Source organism: Bradyrhizobium sp. UFLA05-108 (assembly GCF_059803455.1).
In genome coordinates this window covers 119,327-136,494 of sequence record NZ_JBANAZ010000001.1, presented here as the reverse complement: position 1 = coordinate 136,494, position 17,168 = coordinate 119,327, and the positions used below count along the sequence as shown (strand labels likewise).

At 63.6% G+C, this 17,168-nt stretch carries 11 protein-coding genes and 1 pseudogene; 7 read left to right on the top strand and 5 right to left on the bottom strand.

Features of this window, described 5'->3' with window-relative positions; all coding sequences use genetic code 11:
- Positions 1–81 precede the first annotated feature (81 nt).
- From SO140_RS00585 to SO140_RS00560, 6 genes and pseudogenes are all read left to right on the top strand, one after another.
- Positions 82–2,346 carry a marine proteobacterial sortase target protein gene (locus tag SO140_RS00585; RefSeq protein WP_449377833.1) on the top strand — a complete coding sequence of 755 codons (2,265 nt, stop codon included), beginning with the start codon at positions 82–84 and terminating at the stop codon, positions 2,344–2,346.
- Positions 2,347–2,651: 305 nt separating this feature from the next.
- On the top strand, positions 2,652–3,221 hold the full coding sequence (locus SO140_RS00580) for a class GN sortase (RefSeq protein WP_449377834.1): 570 nt from the start codon (positions 2,652–2,654) through the stop codon (positions 3,219–3,221).
- Positions 3,222–3,396: 175 nt separating this feature from the next.
- On the top strand, positions 3,397–4,113 hold the full coding sequence (locus SO140_RS00575) for a DUF1614 domain-containing protein (RefSeq protein ID WP_449377835.1): 717 nt from the start codon (positions 3,397–3,399) through the stop codon (positions 4,111–4,113).
- 176 nt (positions 4,114–4,289) lie between these two features.
- Positions 4,290–5,283 (top strand): annotated as a pseudogene (locus SO140_RS00570) (glycosyltransferase family 2 protein).
- A gap of 123 nt (positions 5,284–5,406) precedes the next feature.
- Positions 5,407–7,620 carry an acetate--CoA ligase family protein gene (locus SO140_RS00565; protein WP_474798598.1) on the top strand — a complete coding sequence of 738 codons (2,214 nt, stop codon included), beginning with the start codon at positions 5,407–5,409 and terminating at the stop codon, positions 7,618–7,620.
- A gap of 84 nt (positions 7,621–7,704) precedes the next feature.
- The gene (locus tag SO140_RS00560; RefSeq protein ID WP_449384543.1) at positions 7,705–8,526 is read left to right on the top strand and encodes an MlaD family protein; all 822 of its coding nucleotides are present in this window, start codon (positions 7,705–7,707) and stop codon (positions 8,524–8,526) included.
- Positions 8,527–8,720: 194 nt separating this feature from the next.
- Here SO140_RS00560 and SO140_RS00555 read toward each other — a convergent pair whose 3' ends face one another.
- The 4 genes from SO140_RS00555 to SO140_RS00540 form a co-directional block, all read right to left on the bottom strand.
- Complete coding sequence (locus SO140_RS00555) at positions 8,721–11,045, bottom strand: autotransporter outer membrane beta-barrel domain-containing protein (RefSeq protein WP_449384544.1); 2,325 nt, start codon at positions 11,043–11,045, stop codon at positions 8,721–8,723.
- Positions 10,951–12,366, bottom strand: a complete 1,416-nt coding sequence (locus SO140_RS00550) for a beta strand repeat-containing protein (RefSeq protein WP_498542189.1) — start codon at positions 12,364–12,366, stop codon at positions 10,951–10,953. The genes SO140_RS00555 and SO140_RS00550 overlap by 95 nt, the downstream gene beginning before the upstream one ends.
- Positions 12,367–12,786: 420 nt before the next feature.
- The gene (locus tag SO140_RS00545; protein ID WP_498542188.1) at positions 12,787–14,289 is read right to left on the bottom strand and encodes a flavin-containing monooxygenase; all 1,503 of its coding nucleotides are present in this window, start codon (positions 14,287–14,289) and stop codon (positions 12,787–12,789) included.
- 119 nt (positions 14,290–14,408) lie between these two features.
- Positions 14,409–15,170 (bottom strand): S1 family peptidase, encoded by a 762-nt coding sequence (locus tag SO140_RS00540; RefSeq protein WP_474798603.1) that lies wholly within the window; start codon positions 15,168–15,170, stop codon positions 14,409–14,411.
- 137 nt (positions 15,171–15,307) lie between these two features.
- On the opposite strand from SO140_RS00540, the gene SO140_RS00535 reads away from it, so the two are divergent.
- Positions 15,308–15,943: an HAD-IA family hydrolase gene (locus tag SO140_RS00535; RefSeq protein WP_449379816.1), complete on the top strand. Its 636-nt coding sequence runs from the start codon at positions 15,308–15,310 to the stop codon at positions 15,941–15,943.
- 114 nt (positions 15,944–16,057) lie between these two features.
- On the opposite strand, the gene mtnA is transcribed toward SO140_RS00535, so the two are convergent.
- On the bottom strand, positions 16,058–17,167 hold the full coding sequence (gene mtnA / locus SO140_RS00530; RefSeq protein ID WP_449379815.1) for an S-methyl-5-thioribose-1-phosphate isomerase: 1,110 nt from the start codon (positions 17,165–17,167) through the stop codon (positions 16,058–16,060).
- Position 17,168 lies beyond the last annotated feature (1 nt).

The following is a 17,168-nucleotide window of genomic DNA, read 5'->3' as shown; positions in this document are numbered from 1 at the left end:
ATTGCCGATCATTCTGCTCGCGAAATCAAGCCTCCGCGGCCGAAATAGAGGCCAGCCAAACGTGCTTCGGGAGCAGGTGAAATGAGCATTTATGACGAGACCGACAATGACGAGCACCCCATGCTGCGAAAGCTGATCAATCTGGGGCTGTTTCTGCTGGCGCAGGGCGTTGCCGTGATCCTGATCGCCTTCGTGGCCCTGCTCGTGAGCTTCGTGCCGAGCTGGTCGGCCACGTCAGAGCAGGCAAGCCTGCTGCAACCCGGCGAGGCCCGTTCGGGGACGCTGTTTCTGAAGGACGACGGTGCCACCACAGAGGCCATCCGTCTCGGCATCGACGTCGACATCACCGTCTCCGGCCCGACGCTGCGGGCCCGTGTCACGCAAGTGTTCAGGAATCCCTCCAAGGACTGGGTCGAGGCGACCTACGTCTATCCGATGGCCAACAACGGTGCCGTCGACACGCTGAAGATGGTGGTCGGCGACCGCGTCATCGTCGGCGACATCAAGGAGCGGCAACAGGCGCGCGTGATCTACGAGCAGGCGCGCCGCGACGGCCAGAAGGCCGCGCTCACCGAACAGGAACGGCCGAACATCTTTACCAACTCGGTTGCCAATATCGGCCCGGGCGAAACCGTGCTGGTGCAGATCGAATATCAGGAACCGGTGCACCAGTCCGGCAACGAATATTCGCTGCGCGTGCCGCTCGTGGTCGGGCCACGCTACAATCCGGCGCCGATCGTACAGAGCGTCGATTTCCAGTCCGATGGCTCCGGCTGGGGCGCGAGCAAGACCGACCCGGTTCCGGATCGTGATCGCATATCGCCGCCCGTGCTGGATCCCGCCAAGAATCTGCCGGTCAATCCGACCAGCATCACGGTTCACCTCCAGGGCGGCTTTGCGCTCGGCGAGGTCAAGAGCCATCACCATGCCGTCAAGATCGAGAGTCCCGACAATGCAACGCGGGTCGTTCGTCTCGCAGACGACACCGTGCCTGCGGATCGCGATTTCGAGCTGACCTGGAAGCCCGCTGCCGAGAAGGCGCCATCGGTCGGCCTGTTCCGCGAGCATGTCGGCGACGCCGACTACCTGCTCGCCTTCGTGACCCCGCCGTCGATCGAGCAAGCGACTCAAAAGCCCTTGCCGCGCGAAGTCGTGTTCGTGATCGACAATTCCGGCTCGATGGGCGGCACGTCGATCATCCAGGCCAAGGCGAGCCTGAACTACGCCCTCGCGCGCCTCCAGCCGAACGATCGCTTCAACGTCATCCGCTTCGACGACACCATGGACGTGCTGTTCACGACATCAGTGCCCGCCGACATCGAGCATGTGCGGCAGGCAACCGCTTTCGTGGACGCGCTTCAAGCCCGCGGCGGCACCGAGATGGTGCCGGCGATGCGCGCCGCGCTGACCGACAGTCTCGGCGACACCAGCATGGTCCGCCAGGTCGTGTTCCTGACCGACGGTGCAATCGGCAATGAGCAGCAATTGTTCGAAACGATCACGGCGATGCGCGGCCGCTCACGCATCTTCATGGTCGGCATCGGCTCTGCGCCCAACACTTATCTGATGACCCGCGCGTCCGAGCTCGGACGCGGCGCCTTCACCCATATCGGCTCGGTCGAGCAGGTCGAGGAACGCATGCGCGGCCTGTTCGCCAAGCTGGAAAATCCGGCCGTGACTGGCCTCTCCGCCAGGTTCTCGGACGCCTCGGCCGATATTACGCCGGCGATCATTCCCGACGTGTATCGCGACGAGCCGCTGGTGCTTGCGGCAAAGCTCGACAAGCTTGCTGGCTCGCTCGAGATCAAGGGCCGCGTCGGTGACCGGCCGTGGTCAGTGACGCTGCCTCTGCAGAACGCCGCCGAGGGCAAGGGTCTGTCAAAGCTCTGGGCCAATCGCAAGATCGGCGACGCCGAGGTGGCGCGGACGATGCGCCAGATGAGCCCCGAGGATGCCGACAAGGCCATTTTGCGGCTGGCGCTGCAGCACCAGATCGTCACCCGACTGACCAGCCTCGTCGCCGTCGACAAGACGCCGAGCCGCCCCGAAGGCCAGCCGCTGAGGCTCAGTGAGCTGCCGATCAACCTGCCGGCCGGCTGGGACTTCGAAAAGGTGTTCGGCGAACGACCGCAACTAGCGCCGACGCAGCTCCGCGAGCGTCATGCCGATGCGAGTACCAAGCCGACCGCGCGGCGTCCGACGCCTGCGGCAGCCGACACGGTCCGCCTGCCGAAGACGGCAACCTCGGCCGAGTTGAAGATGATCGCGGGACTGATCGTGCTGCTGCTCAGCCTGGTCCTGTTCGTGTTCAACCGGCGTCAGCCTTTGCTCACTGACGCCGGATGAAAGAGGAGGTCTCAGCCACCTCCTCTTCTTCAGCGCGCGCGGCTGCCCGTCACCCGCCCCAAACAGCCGCGCGCGCCTTTTGTCTCAACACCGTCATTGCGAGTTTGGGGCGCGCACGCGCCACACTCTCATCGTCATCGCCCGCGAAAGCGGGCGATCCAGTATTCCAGAGAGCGTGCGAGGATACGGAGAGGCTGCGGCGTACTGGATTCTCCGCTTTCGCGGGGAATGACAACGGTGGCTGAGGCGAGGCTCGCGAACGCAGGACAGCTCACACACGCTCGCAACGCCGGGAGTGAACACAAATGCCCCGCCTAATCTCCCCCCTCGTTCTGGCCCTCGTTGGTCTCGTTCTGCTTGGCGACGGCGCCTACATCCACGCCAAGGCATGGCTGGCGCAGGTGCTGCTGGAACGCGCGTTCATCAGGAGCATCGCAACTGGGCAGCCGATCAAGCCATGGTCATGGGCGGATACGTGGCCGGTGGCACGGATCGAGGTGAAGCGGATCGGCGCCAGCGCCATCGTGCTCGCCGGCAGCAGCGGCCAGGCACTCGCCTTCGGTCCCGGACATGTCGAACAGACCGCGGACGCGGGCGAGCGCGGCGTCGCCGTCTACGCAGCACACCGCGACACGCATTTCCGTTTCTTGAAGGATGTTGCGATCGGCGACGAGATCGAGGTCACACGTGGCGACGGCAAGCGCTTCGACTACCGGGCCGACTCCTCCGCCATTGTGCGCTTCGACGCCTCGGGCATCGATCCCAACGCGCAAGGCTACGAGCTCGTGCTGTCGACCTGCTGGCCGTTCAACGCGCTCACGCCGGGTCCGGACCGTTACATCCTGCACGCGACGCTGATTGGAACCGGCAGCTAAAGGGCGAATTATCATCGCGCCTTGGGTTCTTGTTCGAGCATGAATCTCCGCGTTCCGCGTTTGTCGCGAGGGAGAACCGCTTCACACTTTTCGCGATCATGCTCCGAGTTTGTCATCGCGGCCATCCCGTGGGATGGTGGCAAGGCCGTACCGCGCCAGATCCAACCGTGTGACCATGCATTCACAAGTTCAGTACCTGCCGATCACACCCGGCCTGTTTTCCGTCCTGGTGCTGCTGTTCGCCGGGCTGATCGTCCTGATCCAGCTCCGCATCCTGCGCTATGCCTATATGAAGCTTGGCGTCGGACCGGGCGTTGCGCTGCTGCTGTTGTTCGGCTCGCTGATCGGCAGCTATTTCAACATCCCGGTCACGGTGCTGCCCGGCAAGGCGGTGCGCTCGGGCGAGATCGTCGATTTCTTCGGCATGCGCTATGTTGTGCCGCTGGTGACGCAATGGCCGGGCACGGTGCTTGCGGTGAATGTCGGCGGCGCTGTGATCCCGACATTGATGTCGAGCTATCTCGTGCTGCGCTACCAGCTCTGGCTGAAGGCTGCGATCGCGGTGATCGCGATCGCCTTCGTCATCCACATGATGGCAACACCAGTGCAGGGTGTCGGCATTGCGGTTCCCGTCTTCGCGCCTGTCGTGGTCACGGCGATCCTGGCCTTCCTGCTGTCGCGCGAATATGCCGCACCGCTCGCCTATATCGGCGGCTCGATGGGCACCCTGATCGGAGCCGATTTACTCAACCTCGACAAGATCGGCAATCTCGGCGCCCCCGTCGCGTCGATCGGCGGCGCCGGCACATTCGACGGCATCTTCCTGACGGGCATCCTGGCCGTGCTGCTGGCTGGCATCGCCTCGCCCCCAAGACCCAGGGAGGTCTGGTGAGAGCTTCTCATGTCGCGCACAATTAACGGTGGCTTCTAACCATGGCTTCCGGACACCCGTTTTGAGCGGGGAACTGAACTGGCATCTCGGGCCGTAGACGTATACAGAGCGGCTCGTAGCGAGCGGCTCGGCCGGTCGAATTTTGATACTGCATTCCTGTTGCGGAACTTTTATTGATGGACAACGAATTCAAGCAGAAGGTCTTGCAACAGCTCGATCAGATCGAAAGTCGCATCGCACTTCTCGAGAGAAACCAGCATCTCATCGCCGCGGGACAAAGACGGGAGTCGCTGCGCAGCCTCTGGCGGCGGCCGCCGATGTGGACGTTCGAGCAATATCCGCCGCGCCTGCTCAACGTGAACGGCTTTCAGCCCGCGCCACCGGCACCTGCGAACGCACTGCGGATCGCGATGGTGACACCGAGCTACAATCACGTGCACTATCTCGACGCCACCATCGACAGCATCCTCAACCAGAACTATCCGAACCTGCACTATCACGTGCAGGATGGCGCCTCGATCGACGGAACGGCTGAGCTGCTGAGCAAGCGCGGCAACAGCCTGAGCTGGCGCAGCGAGCCCGACAGGGGCCAGTCCAACGCCATCAACATCGGCTTTTCCGGCGTCGACTGCGAGATCATGGCGTACCTCAACAAGCGACGATATGCTGCTGCCCGGCACGCTTGCCTATGTCGCCAACTATTTCATGTCCAATCCGAACGTCGACATCGTCTATGGACATCGCGTGTTCGTCGACCGCGACGGGCTGGAGGTCGGCCGCGCCGTGCTACCGCCCTATCACGGCAAGACGCTCAGATATGCCGACTACATTCCGCAAGAGACCATGTTCTGGCGCAAGCGGGTGTGGGACAAGGTCGGACCGATCGACGAGAACTTCCATTATGCGCTGGACTGGGACTTCATTCTGCGCGCCCAAGCGGCGGGCTTCAAATTCGTCCGCCTGCCGCGCTTTCTATCGTGCTTCCGCATCCACGATGCGCAGAAGACCGCCGCCACCTATGCGGTCGGCGTGAAGGAAATGGGAATCCTGCGGCGGCGCGTGCTGGGTATTGATCCGACGCAGGCCGAGATCCGCCGTGTCATCGCGCCTTATCTCGCGCTCCAGATCGCCTATCACTACGGCTACAAGTTCGGCCTCCTGAAATACTGATTGCGGCACGCCCTATTCCGCGCGGCGGCATGCGGGCCGCACGGTTGCCACCCATGCGAACTCACCCTACAAAAGCGGACGTGCCGACAAGAACGCGCGCCAAGAAGAACAAGGTGAGGAACCATGGAAGCAAAGGTAACTGCTGCGACCGCCCTGCCATGGTCTCCAGCTCCCGATGCCAGCGACGTCGTGAAGGGCATCCACGCGATGCTGCATCCGCGCAACATCGTGCTGGTCGGCGCCACCGACAAGCCCGGCAACTATGCCGAGCGCATCTGGAACAACCTGATCAAGTACCGATTCGCAGGCTCGTTGTTTCCGATCAACGCAAAGCGCGAAACGATCTGGGGCGTGTCCTGCTACAAGGACTTTTCAAGCCTCCCCGAAACGCCCGATCACGTGCTGGTGCTGGTGCCGGCGCGCTTTGCCGTGCAAGTGATCCGCGATGCCGCCGCAGCCGGCGCGCGCTCTGCCACCATCGTCACCTCGGGCTTCAGCGAGTTGCAGGATGAGGAGAGCCAGAAACTCGCAGCCGAATTGCAGCAGGCGATACGCGAGACCGGCCTCGCCGTCACCGGGCCGAACTGCCTGGGAAACTTAAGCGCGGGCGAAAAACTCTTCACCAATATCGACGACCGCGTCGTCACCATGGAACGGGGCACGGTGGCGATCGCCGGACAGTCCGGGGCCATCGTGATGGCGATCCGCCAAGCGCTGGAGGATCGCGGCGTTGGTGTCGGCTACATGGTGACCACCGGCAACGAGGCCGGACTCGAGACGCCGGATCTGATGCGCTATTTCGCCGAGGATCCGAGTGTCCGCGTGATCGTCGTCTATCTCGAGGGCGTGCGTAACACCAAGGCGTTTCGCGACGCCTGCAAGGCGGCGCGTGCCGCCAGCAAGCCGGTGATCGCGCTCAAGCTCGGCGCCTCCGAGGGCGGCCGGGCGGCGGCAATGGCGCATACCGGTGCGCTTGCGGGGTCCATCGAAACCTTCGACGCGATCGCAACGCGCGAGGGCGTGATCCGCGTGCGCGGTCTCGACGAGTTGATCGAGACCACCGAATGTTTCGTGCACAGCACTGTGCCGAAAGGCAATCGCCTTGCGGCGGTGACACTCTCGGGCGGCAAACGCGGGCTCCTGATCGATGCCTTCTATGCGGCCGGGCTCGATTTTGCGGCGCTGAGCCCGCATGTCAGCGGCGAGCTCGCAAAGATGTTGGGTCCCGGCTCGATCGTCGGCAATCCGCTCGACGCCGGCTTTGCGGCGGTGGTCGATCCCTCCGTGTACATGAGATCGATCAAGCTGATGATCGACGATCCCGACATCGACATCGTCATCATCGATGCTGAGCTGCCGAAGGCGCCACATGAGCAGCGCGAGCGCAACTTGCGCATCGTCAACGAGATGGCGACCAGGGCGGCAAAGCCGGTGATCTACATCAGCGCCATGTCGATCGGCTTCACCGAGTTCACGAAAGCCTTACGCAAATCGCTACCGCATATCGCTGTCATGCAGGGCCTCGACCGTGCCGTGACCGCGGTCAAGTCGCTGCTCGACTACGCAAAGCTCGCCAAGGAAGTGCCTGATGTCGTCGCAAGCTCGAAGCCCGCGGCGCGCAACTTGCTGGAAAAGACGCTAAGGGCCGCCACCGGCGCCGCGCTCGACGAGGTCGCATCGAAGAAGCTGTTGAAGGCCTACGGCATCCCGATCTCCAAGGAAGGAATCGCGCAGACGCCGGCCGACGCCGTGAAGATCGCCAAGCAGATCGGTTTCCCCGTGGTCGCCAAGGTCGTCAGCGCCGAGATCCTGCACAAATCCGACATCGGCGGCGTGGTTCTAAACCTCAACAGCGCGACCGAGGTGAAGCAGGCGTTCAACGACATCACCTCGCGCGTCAAGAAGCTGAAGGGCAAGCCCAGGCTCGACGGCATCCTGATCGCGCAGCAGGTCAAGGCCGATCTCGAGCTCGTGGTCGGCGCATCGCTCGACGCCGAGATGGGGCCGGTGGTGCTGTTCGGCACCGGCGGCGTCGACATCGAGCTGATGAAGGACGTCGCTTTGGCCGGCGCGCCGCTCAATCCTGCCGAGGCTCGGCAGCTGATCGGCCGCACCAAGGCCGGGGTCAAGATGCGCGGTTATCGCGGCAAGCCGAAGCTGGATGAGGCCTCCGCCGTGAAGGCCCTGGTCGGCCTCTCCAACCTGATCGCAGACGCCGGCGACCGGATCGCTTCGATCGACGTCAATCCGTTCCTGATCAATACCAGGACCGGTGTCGCCGTAGACGCACTGATCGTCCTCAACAACGCAGCCGCCCGGCGCGCGGCCCGGCATTGATCGGCTTCCACTGGCCGCGCTTTGCCCATAAAATTGGCGAGCGACTCCGCTTTCCCTGACGCGGGGCACGAGCCGGAACGGATAATGGCGCGCAGAAGCAACTTGATGATCGGAACCGCGACGCTGCTGGCGCTCGCCGTCGCGTTCGGCGGCCTGCTTGGCGTGCAGAAATATCGCGCGGCCCAGAGCCGCAGCCAGTTGCGCGTCGTGTTCGAGGGCGGCTCGGCCAGCGGCCTGCGCCGGGGCGGCCCGGTGAATTTCGACGGCGTACCGGCCGGCCAGATCATCTCGATCAAGCTCGACAATCCCCGCAAGATCGTCGCGCTCGTCATGCTCGACAACGCCGCCCCGATCCGCAAGGACACCGTGGCCGGCATCGAGTTCCAGGGCCTGACCGGGATCGCCGCGATCTCGCTGATCGGTGGCGCGCACTCGGCACCGCCCGTGCCGCTGGATGACGACGGCATTCCCGTGCTGACCGCGGATCTCAGCGACGCCGAATCGATCGTCGAGACCCTGCACAATGTCGACCGCATGATCGTGAGCAACTCGGCCGCGATCAAGGACGGCCTGCGCACATTCGAAGACTATACCGCCGACCTCAAGGGCAAGGGGGAAGAGATCGACGCCGTGATGGGCAAGATCGACAATGGCTTCGCGAGCTTCGACAATGCGGTCACCAAGATCGAGAACGTCGTGCCCGGCTTCGCCGATGGCAAGGCCGACGAGCTGTTCGAGAAGGTGAAGGGGCTGCGCGAGCTCGCCGATACCATGAAGAAGAAGTCGGCGAGCTTCATCGAGGACGGGCGCCGCACCCTCCTCGACATCAGCGAGGCCGCCAACAAGATGGCCGGCACGCCGGTGGCACCGCGACCGCCGCGCAAGCCCACGCAGCAGAAGCAGTGAGCGCCCGGACGGCCCCCCACAAAAATGTCGAAAACAACCCCATGCAAAGTAGGATGGCCCCGCCAGCCCGGATGAGGTGAATCACACCGGAAGCCCCTGATATGTCGGGCAAATCGGCGGCACGCGCCCATCGCGCGCCGATAGTCGCATATCCGCAGCGCATGAACTCAACGGCGGGCCATGGCGGGGTGACGCTACCAGGCGTAGCGCACGACGGCCTTGCCGGCGTAGGAGCGGGTGACGTTGGAGAACTCGCCTTCAAACGTTCCGATCGCGGACCAGCCGTTCATCCACTTCATCTCGGCGGAGGCCGTTGTCAGCGCGGAGTCGCGGGAAAGGGCCGCGCCGTTCACGACAAAGGCCGCGCCCGGCAGCGCCTGGAAGACGGCGCCGATGCTGCGATCCGGATTGAAATCATGCGCCCAGGCGACGCGGCCGCGCAGCGTGACGACGCCGTCGTAGGCAGCAAACGACTTGTCGGTGCGCAGGCCGAGCTCAGTGCGGGTGTCGGTCACGCTCTTGGCCGCATAGGCGAGCGCAAAGGCGTTGGTGCCGACCACCACATTCTCAGCATAGTTCGGCAGGTTGAAATTGGTCGCCTGTAGCGCGGCGTAGGGCGTCACGCCCATCCACGGCGTGACAACGCGGTAGCCACCTTCGATGCGGCCGGAGAACGCGTTTGCGTTGAACTGCGCGCGCAACTGGTCGAAGCCGACAGCCGTGACGGTGCGGTTGGTGGTGACGTCCTGCCAGCCATAAGCGAGCGCCGCCGACACATAGGCCGGCCCGGCCGTGTGACGCAGGAAGGCGCCAGCCTGGAACAGATCGGAGTGGCCCCAGCCAAGCCCGTTGACGCCGAAATTGGTCGCGCCGCCGACAAGCGCAACGCCGGCGAGTGTCGACGGCGAGAAGCGATAGTCGACGCCGACAGCAGTCCCGTAGAGGCTGCTCGTTGTATTGTTCGAACCCAGCGCCGCATTGCCGTTGGTGGTCTGCGAGCCACCATAGCCCGCCGCCCACACGCTCCAGCGCTGATCGAAATCGACCGGCGGCGCCTTGCGATAGATGGATGCAAAAGCATCGCGCGTGCTCTTGCCTGCTGCGGCATAGGCCGCGGCGCCGGTTTCCTGTGCGAAGGGGGTTGCGCCGGTCGCGCCACCGCGGCTGGTGCCGTAAACGTCCGTCAGCAGGCTGAGGAACAGGTTCATCGCATTGAACGTGGTCTGCTGCGCGCCGGTCGCGGATTCGCCGGAGGCCTGCGTCAGACCATTCGGCGACAGCGAGGCATAGACCACGTCAATGCCACCATTGGCATTGAAGAAGTTCGTCAGCGCGTTGGCGACGTTGGTCTGATTGACGTTGAGATTGCCCTTGGCGCCGTAATCCAGCGCGAAATTCAGATAGACGTTGTTGGCGTCATAGCTGAGGGTGGCTATCGCTGCCGGCGCTCCGACCGTATCGGCGCCGCTGAACGTGCCGCTGCGGCCGCCCGTCGCGGTGAGGATCGTATACTGCTTGGCCAGCGTCGTGCCGGCCGCGACGCTGACGCCGACCGAGCCTCCGAGCGTCGCGCTGCCGGTCACGTTGGTGAAGCTCGAGGCGGTCGAGTTGACGCTGACGAGATAGAGCGCGCCGGACTGGAAGGCGAGATTCCCCGCGACGATCATTGACGTCCCCGGCGTGCCGTTACCGGGCAGGAAGATGCCGCCGGTTGCGATCGTGGTGTTGCCGACGGTGCCGCTGCCGGAGAGCGCGCCGCCGGCATTCACCGTGGTCAGGCTCGAGGCTGCGATCGAGCCGTCGACTTGCAGGATGCCGCCATTGACGACGGTGGTGCCGGTATAGGTGTTGAGCCCAGACAGAGCCAGCGTGCCCGCCCCGACCTTCTCGAGGTTGCCCGGGCCGGCGCCCCCGCAGACGCACGGATTGGTGTCCGCGATCACGCCGCTGACCTTGGTCGACAGGTTGTTGCCGCCGACCACCAGCGTGTTGCCGGCGCCGATATAGTAGAAGCCGGAGCCCGCGATCGAGCCCACGGGGATGCGGCCGTCGCCGTTCGGCCCGAGGCTGCCGGAGAAATCGACAAAGCCGGTGCCAGTGGTGATGAGCTGCGCGGTGCCGCCGGTTGAATTGTCGAAGAAGTAGGTCGCGCCGCCGTCATTGGTGGTGATGACAGCGCTGCCGGCAGTGGAGAAGGCGTTGAAGTCGGTCTCGCCGCCATTGTTGTTGGTGATCACGGCGTTGCCGGCAGTCGGCGTGTCGGTGCCGAACGGCTGGCCGAACGCGGTCAAGCCACCCGTGTTGATGATGTTTGCGCCCGAGGCCGACGACTGGTCGACAAAGACGGTGCCGCCGCCATTGCGGTTGGTAATGGTGGCGGTGCCCGCATTGGTCAGGGCGGAAAAGATCGTGCCCGCACCGTCGTTATCGATCCTGGCGGTGCCCGCCGGTCGCCGTATCGGTGCCGCCGTGGGTACCGAACAGCGTGACGCTGCCGATCTGGTTGTTGATCGTGGCACTGCCGGCGCTGCTCGACTCCAGGAACGCGACCGCACCGACATTGGTGTTGGTGATGGTCATCGCGCTCCCGCTGGTCGCGCCCATGAAGGTCGTGAAGCCGCCGTCATTGATCAGTGCGGTGATGCCCGAATTGTTGGCGTTGACGAAGGTAAACCGCCCCTCATTGGTGACCGTGCCGACGATGGAGGCGGTATGGGTGGCGTCGCCGAGCACCAGGCTGGCGCAGACGCAGATCGTCGTGCCGCCGGTATAGGTGTTGGTGCCGAGCAGCGTGACGACGCCGTTGCCGAAGGTGCTGTCGAGAACAGTCAGCTTGCCGGCGCCGTTACCGTCGGTGACGTTGCCGGCGATGGTCAGCACCACGCCATTGGCGTCGATCGCGCTGCCGCTCGCAGAATTGTCGAACTTGAAATTGTTGGTGAAGGTCAGATCGCTCAGACCGTCAGCCTGGAACAAGGCATCCTGAAGCGTGACGGTGCCAGACCCGACCGACGAATTGTTGGTTACCTGCACCGTAGCGCCGATCACGCTTGTGCCGCCCGAATAGGTGTTGACGCCGGAGAGCACCGTCGTGCCGGAGCCGCCGGAGGAATCGATCAGCCGCAGCGCACCAGTGGCGACGAAGCCGCTGTCGTTGGCGATAACACCGGATAGCGTTAAGACCACCCCATTGTTGTCGACAGCGCCGCCATTCGGAGTGACAATAAAGCCATTGGTGAAAGTCAGGTCGCTGGCACCATCGGTCTGGAACGTGCCGCCGTTAAGCCTCACCGCGCCGGTGCCGACGGAGTTGTTGTTGGTGACCTGCACGGTGCCGGCCGAAATCAAAGTACCGCCGGTGTAGGTGTTGTTGCCTGATAAATTGAGCGTGCTCGCGCCGAGTTGCCAGACTTGCGCGAGTGAAAGCTGACCTATGTTGTTGGAGATCGAGATGACCTGGCCCGAGTTCGCCTGGTTGAAGATACCATAGGCGCCTGAGTCGAATTTGATGTCGGCACCGCTCACCGAATAAGACTGCGAATTCGCGGTGAAGGTCCACGAATAGGGCGTGACCGTACTGGTCACGTCGATCGACGCCGATCCGGTCGCGTCAAAAATCGCGCCCTGGCCGTTCGTCACGGGCGGCGCGCCGGCAGGCGGATTGGACCAGTTGGATCCAAGATTATAGATGGACGTCGCAGTCGTGCTGCCGGTACCGCCCCAAGTGTAAAATTGCGCGCGCGCCGATCCCATCAGCAACAGGCTTGCGGCGGCCGCGGCGCAGAAGGCCAGCGCCGTCGAGCCTCGAAGCGCCCGGCCTCGAAACAACAAATAAAACACTTCAACGCCCCATTCCCCCGGCGCCCTGGGGCGCCGTCGGACGCAACGCTAGCACGGGGTGTTCCGCAATTTTGCGGTTGGCTTCTGAATTTTGCTGAACTGCTTCCGAAAGTGGAACTTTCCGCAGGGGGTGTTGTACCCGCGCAACGCTTGGTCGGCTGGTCCTCTCAACCAGAGCACGATTCGCCCGTTGAGGCGTTCCCTTGCTACAAATGAGTTCGGACGCTGCTCGCGCAACAAACGATGTCGTCCTGGCGAAGGCCAGGACCCATGACCACGGGGAGCAGTTTGGCGAAGACTTGTTGCCGTAAGACGACCAGCATCCTTGCTCGATAGATTCCGCGGTACGGGACCCAGCCCCCGTGCGCAATTGCGCACTAGGAGAGGACGACAGCGGTGGTGTGGCAACGGCTAGCCACCTCACCCGTAAACGAACGCCTTGTCATCGAGATCAGTCTTCGGAATCGCGTCCTTCTCGGTCCAGTAATCCTGGCTATGCTGCCACTCCGGCTTGTCGCCGCGCTTCGGCAGCAGGTCCATGTTGCGCATCATGTAGCCGGGGTTGAAGTTTTCCGGATCGATCCAGGGCAGGATCGGCATGTTGTGGTCTTCGGCACGCAGCTTGACCTCGACCTTGCTGGCGCCCTTCTCCTTCATGTGGCCGAGAAGCCGGCAGACGAAATCGGCGACGAGATCGACGCGCAGCGTCCAGCTGGCGCGGAAATAGCCGAATACCCAGGCCATGTTCGGCACGCCCGTGAACATCATGCCGCGATAGGTGACGGTGTCGCCGAAGGCGAGCGGTTTGCCGTCGATCTCGAAGGCGATGTCGCCGAGCGCGGCGAGATTGAAACCGGTGGCGGTGACGATGACATCGGCTTCGAGCAGCTTGCCGGATTTGAGCTGGATGCCGTTCTCGACGAAGCACTCGATCTCGTCGGTGACGACCGAGGCCTTGCCGCCGGCGATGCCCTTGAACAGATCGGCATCCGGCACGAAAGCGATGCGCTGCCGCCATGGCCGATATGTCGGCGTGAAATGCGTCTCGACATCGTAGTCCGGACCGAGAATCGCACTGATCTGCCCGATCAGCTCCTTCTTCACCTCTTCGGGCTTGGCCACGCAGAGTTTTGTGAATGCATCCTGCTCGAACAGGATCTTCCGCCGCACGATCTCGTGGATCCACTCCTCATCCACCTGGAGCCTGCGCAACTCCTCCGCAATCTCGATCGCATTGCGCCCGATGCGGAAATAGGTCGGCGAGCGCTGGAGCATGGTGACGTGTGCGCATTTGTCGGCGATGTTGGGCAGCAGCGTCGCGGCCGTTGCACCCGAACCGATCACCACGACCCTCTTGGCCGTGAGATCGAGATCATCCGGCCAGGTCTGCGGGTGGACGACGCGGCCCTTGAATCGGTCCATGCCCTTCCATTCCGGCGTGTAGCCTTCGGAATGGCGATAATAGCCCTGGCACATCCAGAGGAAGTTTGCGGTAAAGGTCTTGGCCTCACCGGTGTCGGTGGTCACAGATTCGATGGTCCAGAGATTCCTCTCGCTCGACCAGCGTGCCGAATGGATCTTGTGCTTGTAGCGTATGTGCCTGCCGAGATCGTTCTCCTCGATCACGTCGTTCATGTAAGCGAGGATCTCCTCGGCAGTCGCGATCGGCGGCCCCACCCATGGCTTGAAGCGATAGCCGAAGGTGTGCAGATCGCTGTCGGAGCGGATGCCGGGATAGCGATGCGTGATCCAGGTGCCGCCGAAGCTGTCTTTCGTCTCCAGGACGACGAAGCTCGTGCCAGGAAGCTGCTTTGTCAGATGATACGCGCTGCCAATACCGGAGATGCCGGCGCCGACGATCAGGACATCGAAATGTTCAGTGGCTTGCTGCGTGGTGGGCTGCGTACGGACGGCGACATTCATTGTTGATTCTTTGCCTTTTGAGGTCGCCCTTGATCAGGCGACGCGTTTCCTCCGCGACGGGATCATGGTCGCCCACCGCGCTCCCGCTTCAAAATGACATAGATCAAATCGCAATCAAATCACAGCGCCGCACCCCAGCTCCGCGCTGTCTGCAGAATCCAGTCGCGGTAGAGCGTGAGCGGCGTGACACCGGTCATACCGCCGCAGCCCGCGCTGCCATTCGGCCCCGTCGACCAGCTGATGACTCCGACGACGACCGGACCGCTCAGCTTGTCCTCGAATGCGGGACCGCCGGAATCGCCAGTACAGGCGCCGATTCCGGCGCGAACGCCGTTGGTTACGGGGTCCACGAGCCTCATTTGCAAGGTACCGGGCTGGCCGGTCACGACAAGGCCAGCAACGCGCGTCACGCCACTGCTCTTGCCATCGCCAGGCACCGTGACACCGACACCAGCGATGGTGAAGCGACTGCCGATCACGATCGGAATTTGCGGCGCGCCCATCTGGGATGTCGATTTTCCTTTGAGCGGAATTTCGAGTTGCAGCAACGCCACATCGGCGGTCGCGCGATGCGACTGCATGGCCTGCATGTTGAAGCTTGGATGGATCGCGACCGCGCGCACGTTCTGCAATTGCGGCTTGCCGTCGGCGCCATAGTCGAGGATCTTGTATTCCGCTCCGGGCTGCACGCAGTGTGCGGCGGTGAGCACCAGCCTCGTTGCGATCAGACTGCCGGTGCAGAAATTGCCACGCGATCCGACGATCGTGACGATGGAGCGTGCGACGCCTTCGGACTGCGGCGTACCGCCGCCGACGATGGCCTGCGCCGGCACGGTGAAGAGCATCGCCGTCGCGGCGAGCAGGATGGACGTCTTGTTCATGGGCGAGTGTGGTAGCCGCTGGGGCGTCATTAGCCAAGAGACCCCTTAGAAGCGCCTTCTGGAAGAGATCCTTCATGCTGGCCGTTGTGGCAGCAGCGTGCTAGCGGTTTTCACCTGATATCGACGAGGGTAGGACAGTGGCGATCGGGGCTGTGATCTTTGACTTTGGCGGCGTGTTGACGAGCTCGCCCTTCGAGGCCTTCACGCGCTTCGAACAGGAGCGCGGCCTACCTGCCGACATCATCCGCCGCACCAATGCCGCCAATCATCTGGAAAACGCCTGGGCGAAGTTCGAGCGCGCCGAGGTCGACATCGAAACATTTGACCAGCTGTTCGCCGCGGAATCACTTGCGCTCGGCGCGGAGGTGCGCGGCCGCGACGTGCTGCCGCTGTTGCAGGGCGATCTGCGCCCCGAGATGGTCGAGGCGCTGAAGCGCATCAAGACTAAGTTCAAGACCGGCTGCATCACCAATAATCTGCCGGCCAACGCGATCGGCAGCATGACTGGCCGCTCGCTCTACGTCGCCGACGTGATGGTGCTGTTCGACCACGTCATCGAGTCCGCCAAAATCGGTCTGCGCAAGCCGGATCCTCGCATCTACCGGATGATGGTCGAGGCGCTAGAGGTCGATCCCGCGCACTGCGTCTACCTTGACGATCTCGGCGTCAACCTGAAGCCCGCCCGCGAGATGGGAATGACGACGATCAAGGTCGTGAGCGGCGCGCAGGCGATCGCCGAGCTCGAGGCAGCAACGGGGCTGAAACTCGGTTAGCCGCATCGACGAACCGTAGGGTGGGCAAAGCGAAGCGTGCCCACCACTTTCAATGACATCAAGAAAAGTGGTGGGGCACGGCGCGATGCGCCTTTGCCCACCGAGAGACCAGAGCTACTCCGCTTCCGCGGCCATCCGCTCAGGAAACGCGGCCGCGAGCGAGGCGCGATCGGGCTTGAGCACGCCGCGCTCGGTGATCAAGCCCGTCACCAGCCGCGCCGGCGTCACATCGAAGGCGTAGTTGGCGACCGGCGAGCCCTCGGGCACGATCCGCACCGTCTCGAGCCGCCCGTCGGCGGTGCGGCCGGTCATGTCGGTGACCTCCACGCCGTTGCGCTGCTCGATCGGGATGTCGCGGATGCCGTCATTGACCGCGAAATCGATCGTGGGCGAGGGCAGTGCGACATAGAACGGCACGTTGTTGTCGTGTGCAGCGAGCGCCTTCAGGTAAGTGCCGATCTTGTTGCAGACGTCACCATTGGCCGCGACGCGATCGGTACCGACGATGGCGAGATCCACCATGCCGTGCTGCATCAGATGACCGCCAGTGTTGTCTGGGATCACGGTGTGCGGCACGCCGTGATGGCCGAGCTCCCAGGCGGTGAGCGAGGCGCCCTGGTTGCGCGGCCGCGTCTCGTCGACCCAGACATGGATCTTGAGGCCGCGGTCATGCGCCAGATAGATCGGCGCCGTCGCGGTGCCCCAGTCGACGGTGGCAAGCCAGCCGGCATTGCAATGGGTCAGCACGTTGATGGTTTCGCCCGGCTTTTTCTTCGCGGCGATCGTCTCGATCAGCTCCAGACCGTTGCGGGCGATGCCCCGGTTGATCTCGACATCCTGCTCCAGGATCTCGTCGGCCCGCGCGTAAGCCGCTTCGGCGCGCTCCAGGCGGTCGATCGGCGCCAGCGTCGCACGCATCTCGTCGAGTGCCCATTTGAGATTGATGGCCGTGGGCCGCGCCACCACCAGCGTCTCGTAGGCGCGCTTCAAGGCGGCGTCGGAACCGTCCTCGCGCATGGCGAGCGCCACGCCGAACGCGGCCGTGGCGCCGATCAGCGGCGCACCGCGCACCAGCATGGTCCGGATCGCGTCAGCCGCCTCCTCGCTCGTGGTGAGACGAGCGATGACGAATTCGTGCGGCAGCCGGCGCTGGTCGATGGCTCCGACCGACCAGCCGTCGCGCTCGCGCCAGATGCTGCGGTAATGCTTGCCGTCGACCTTCATG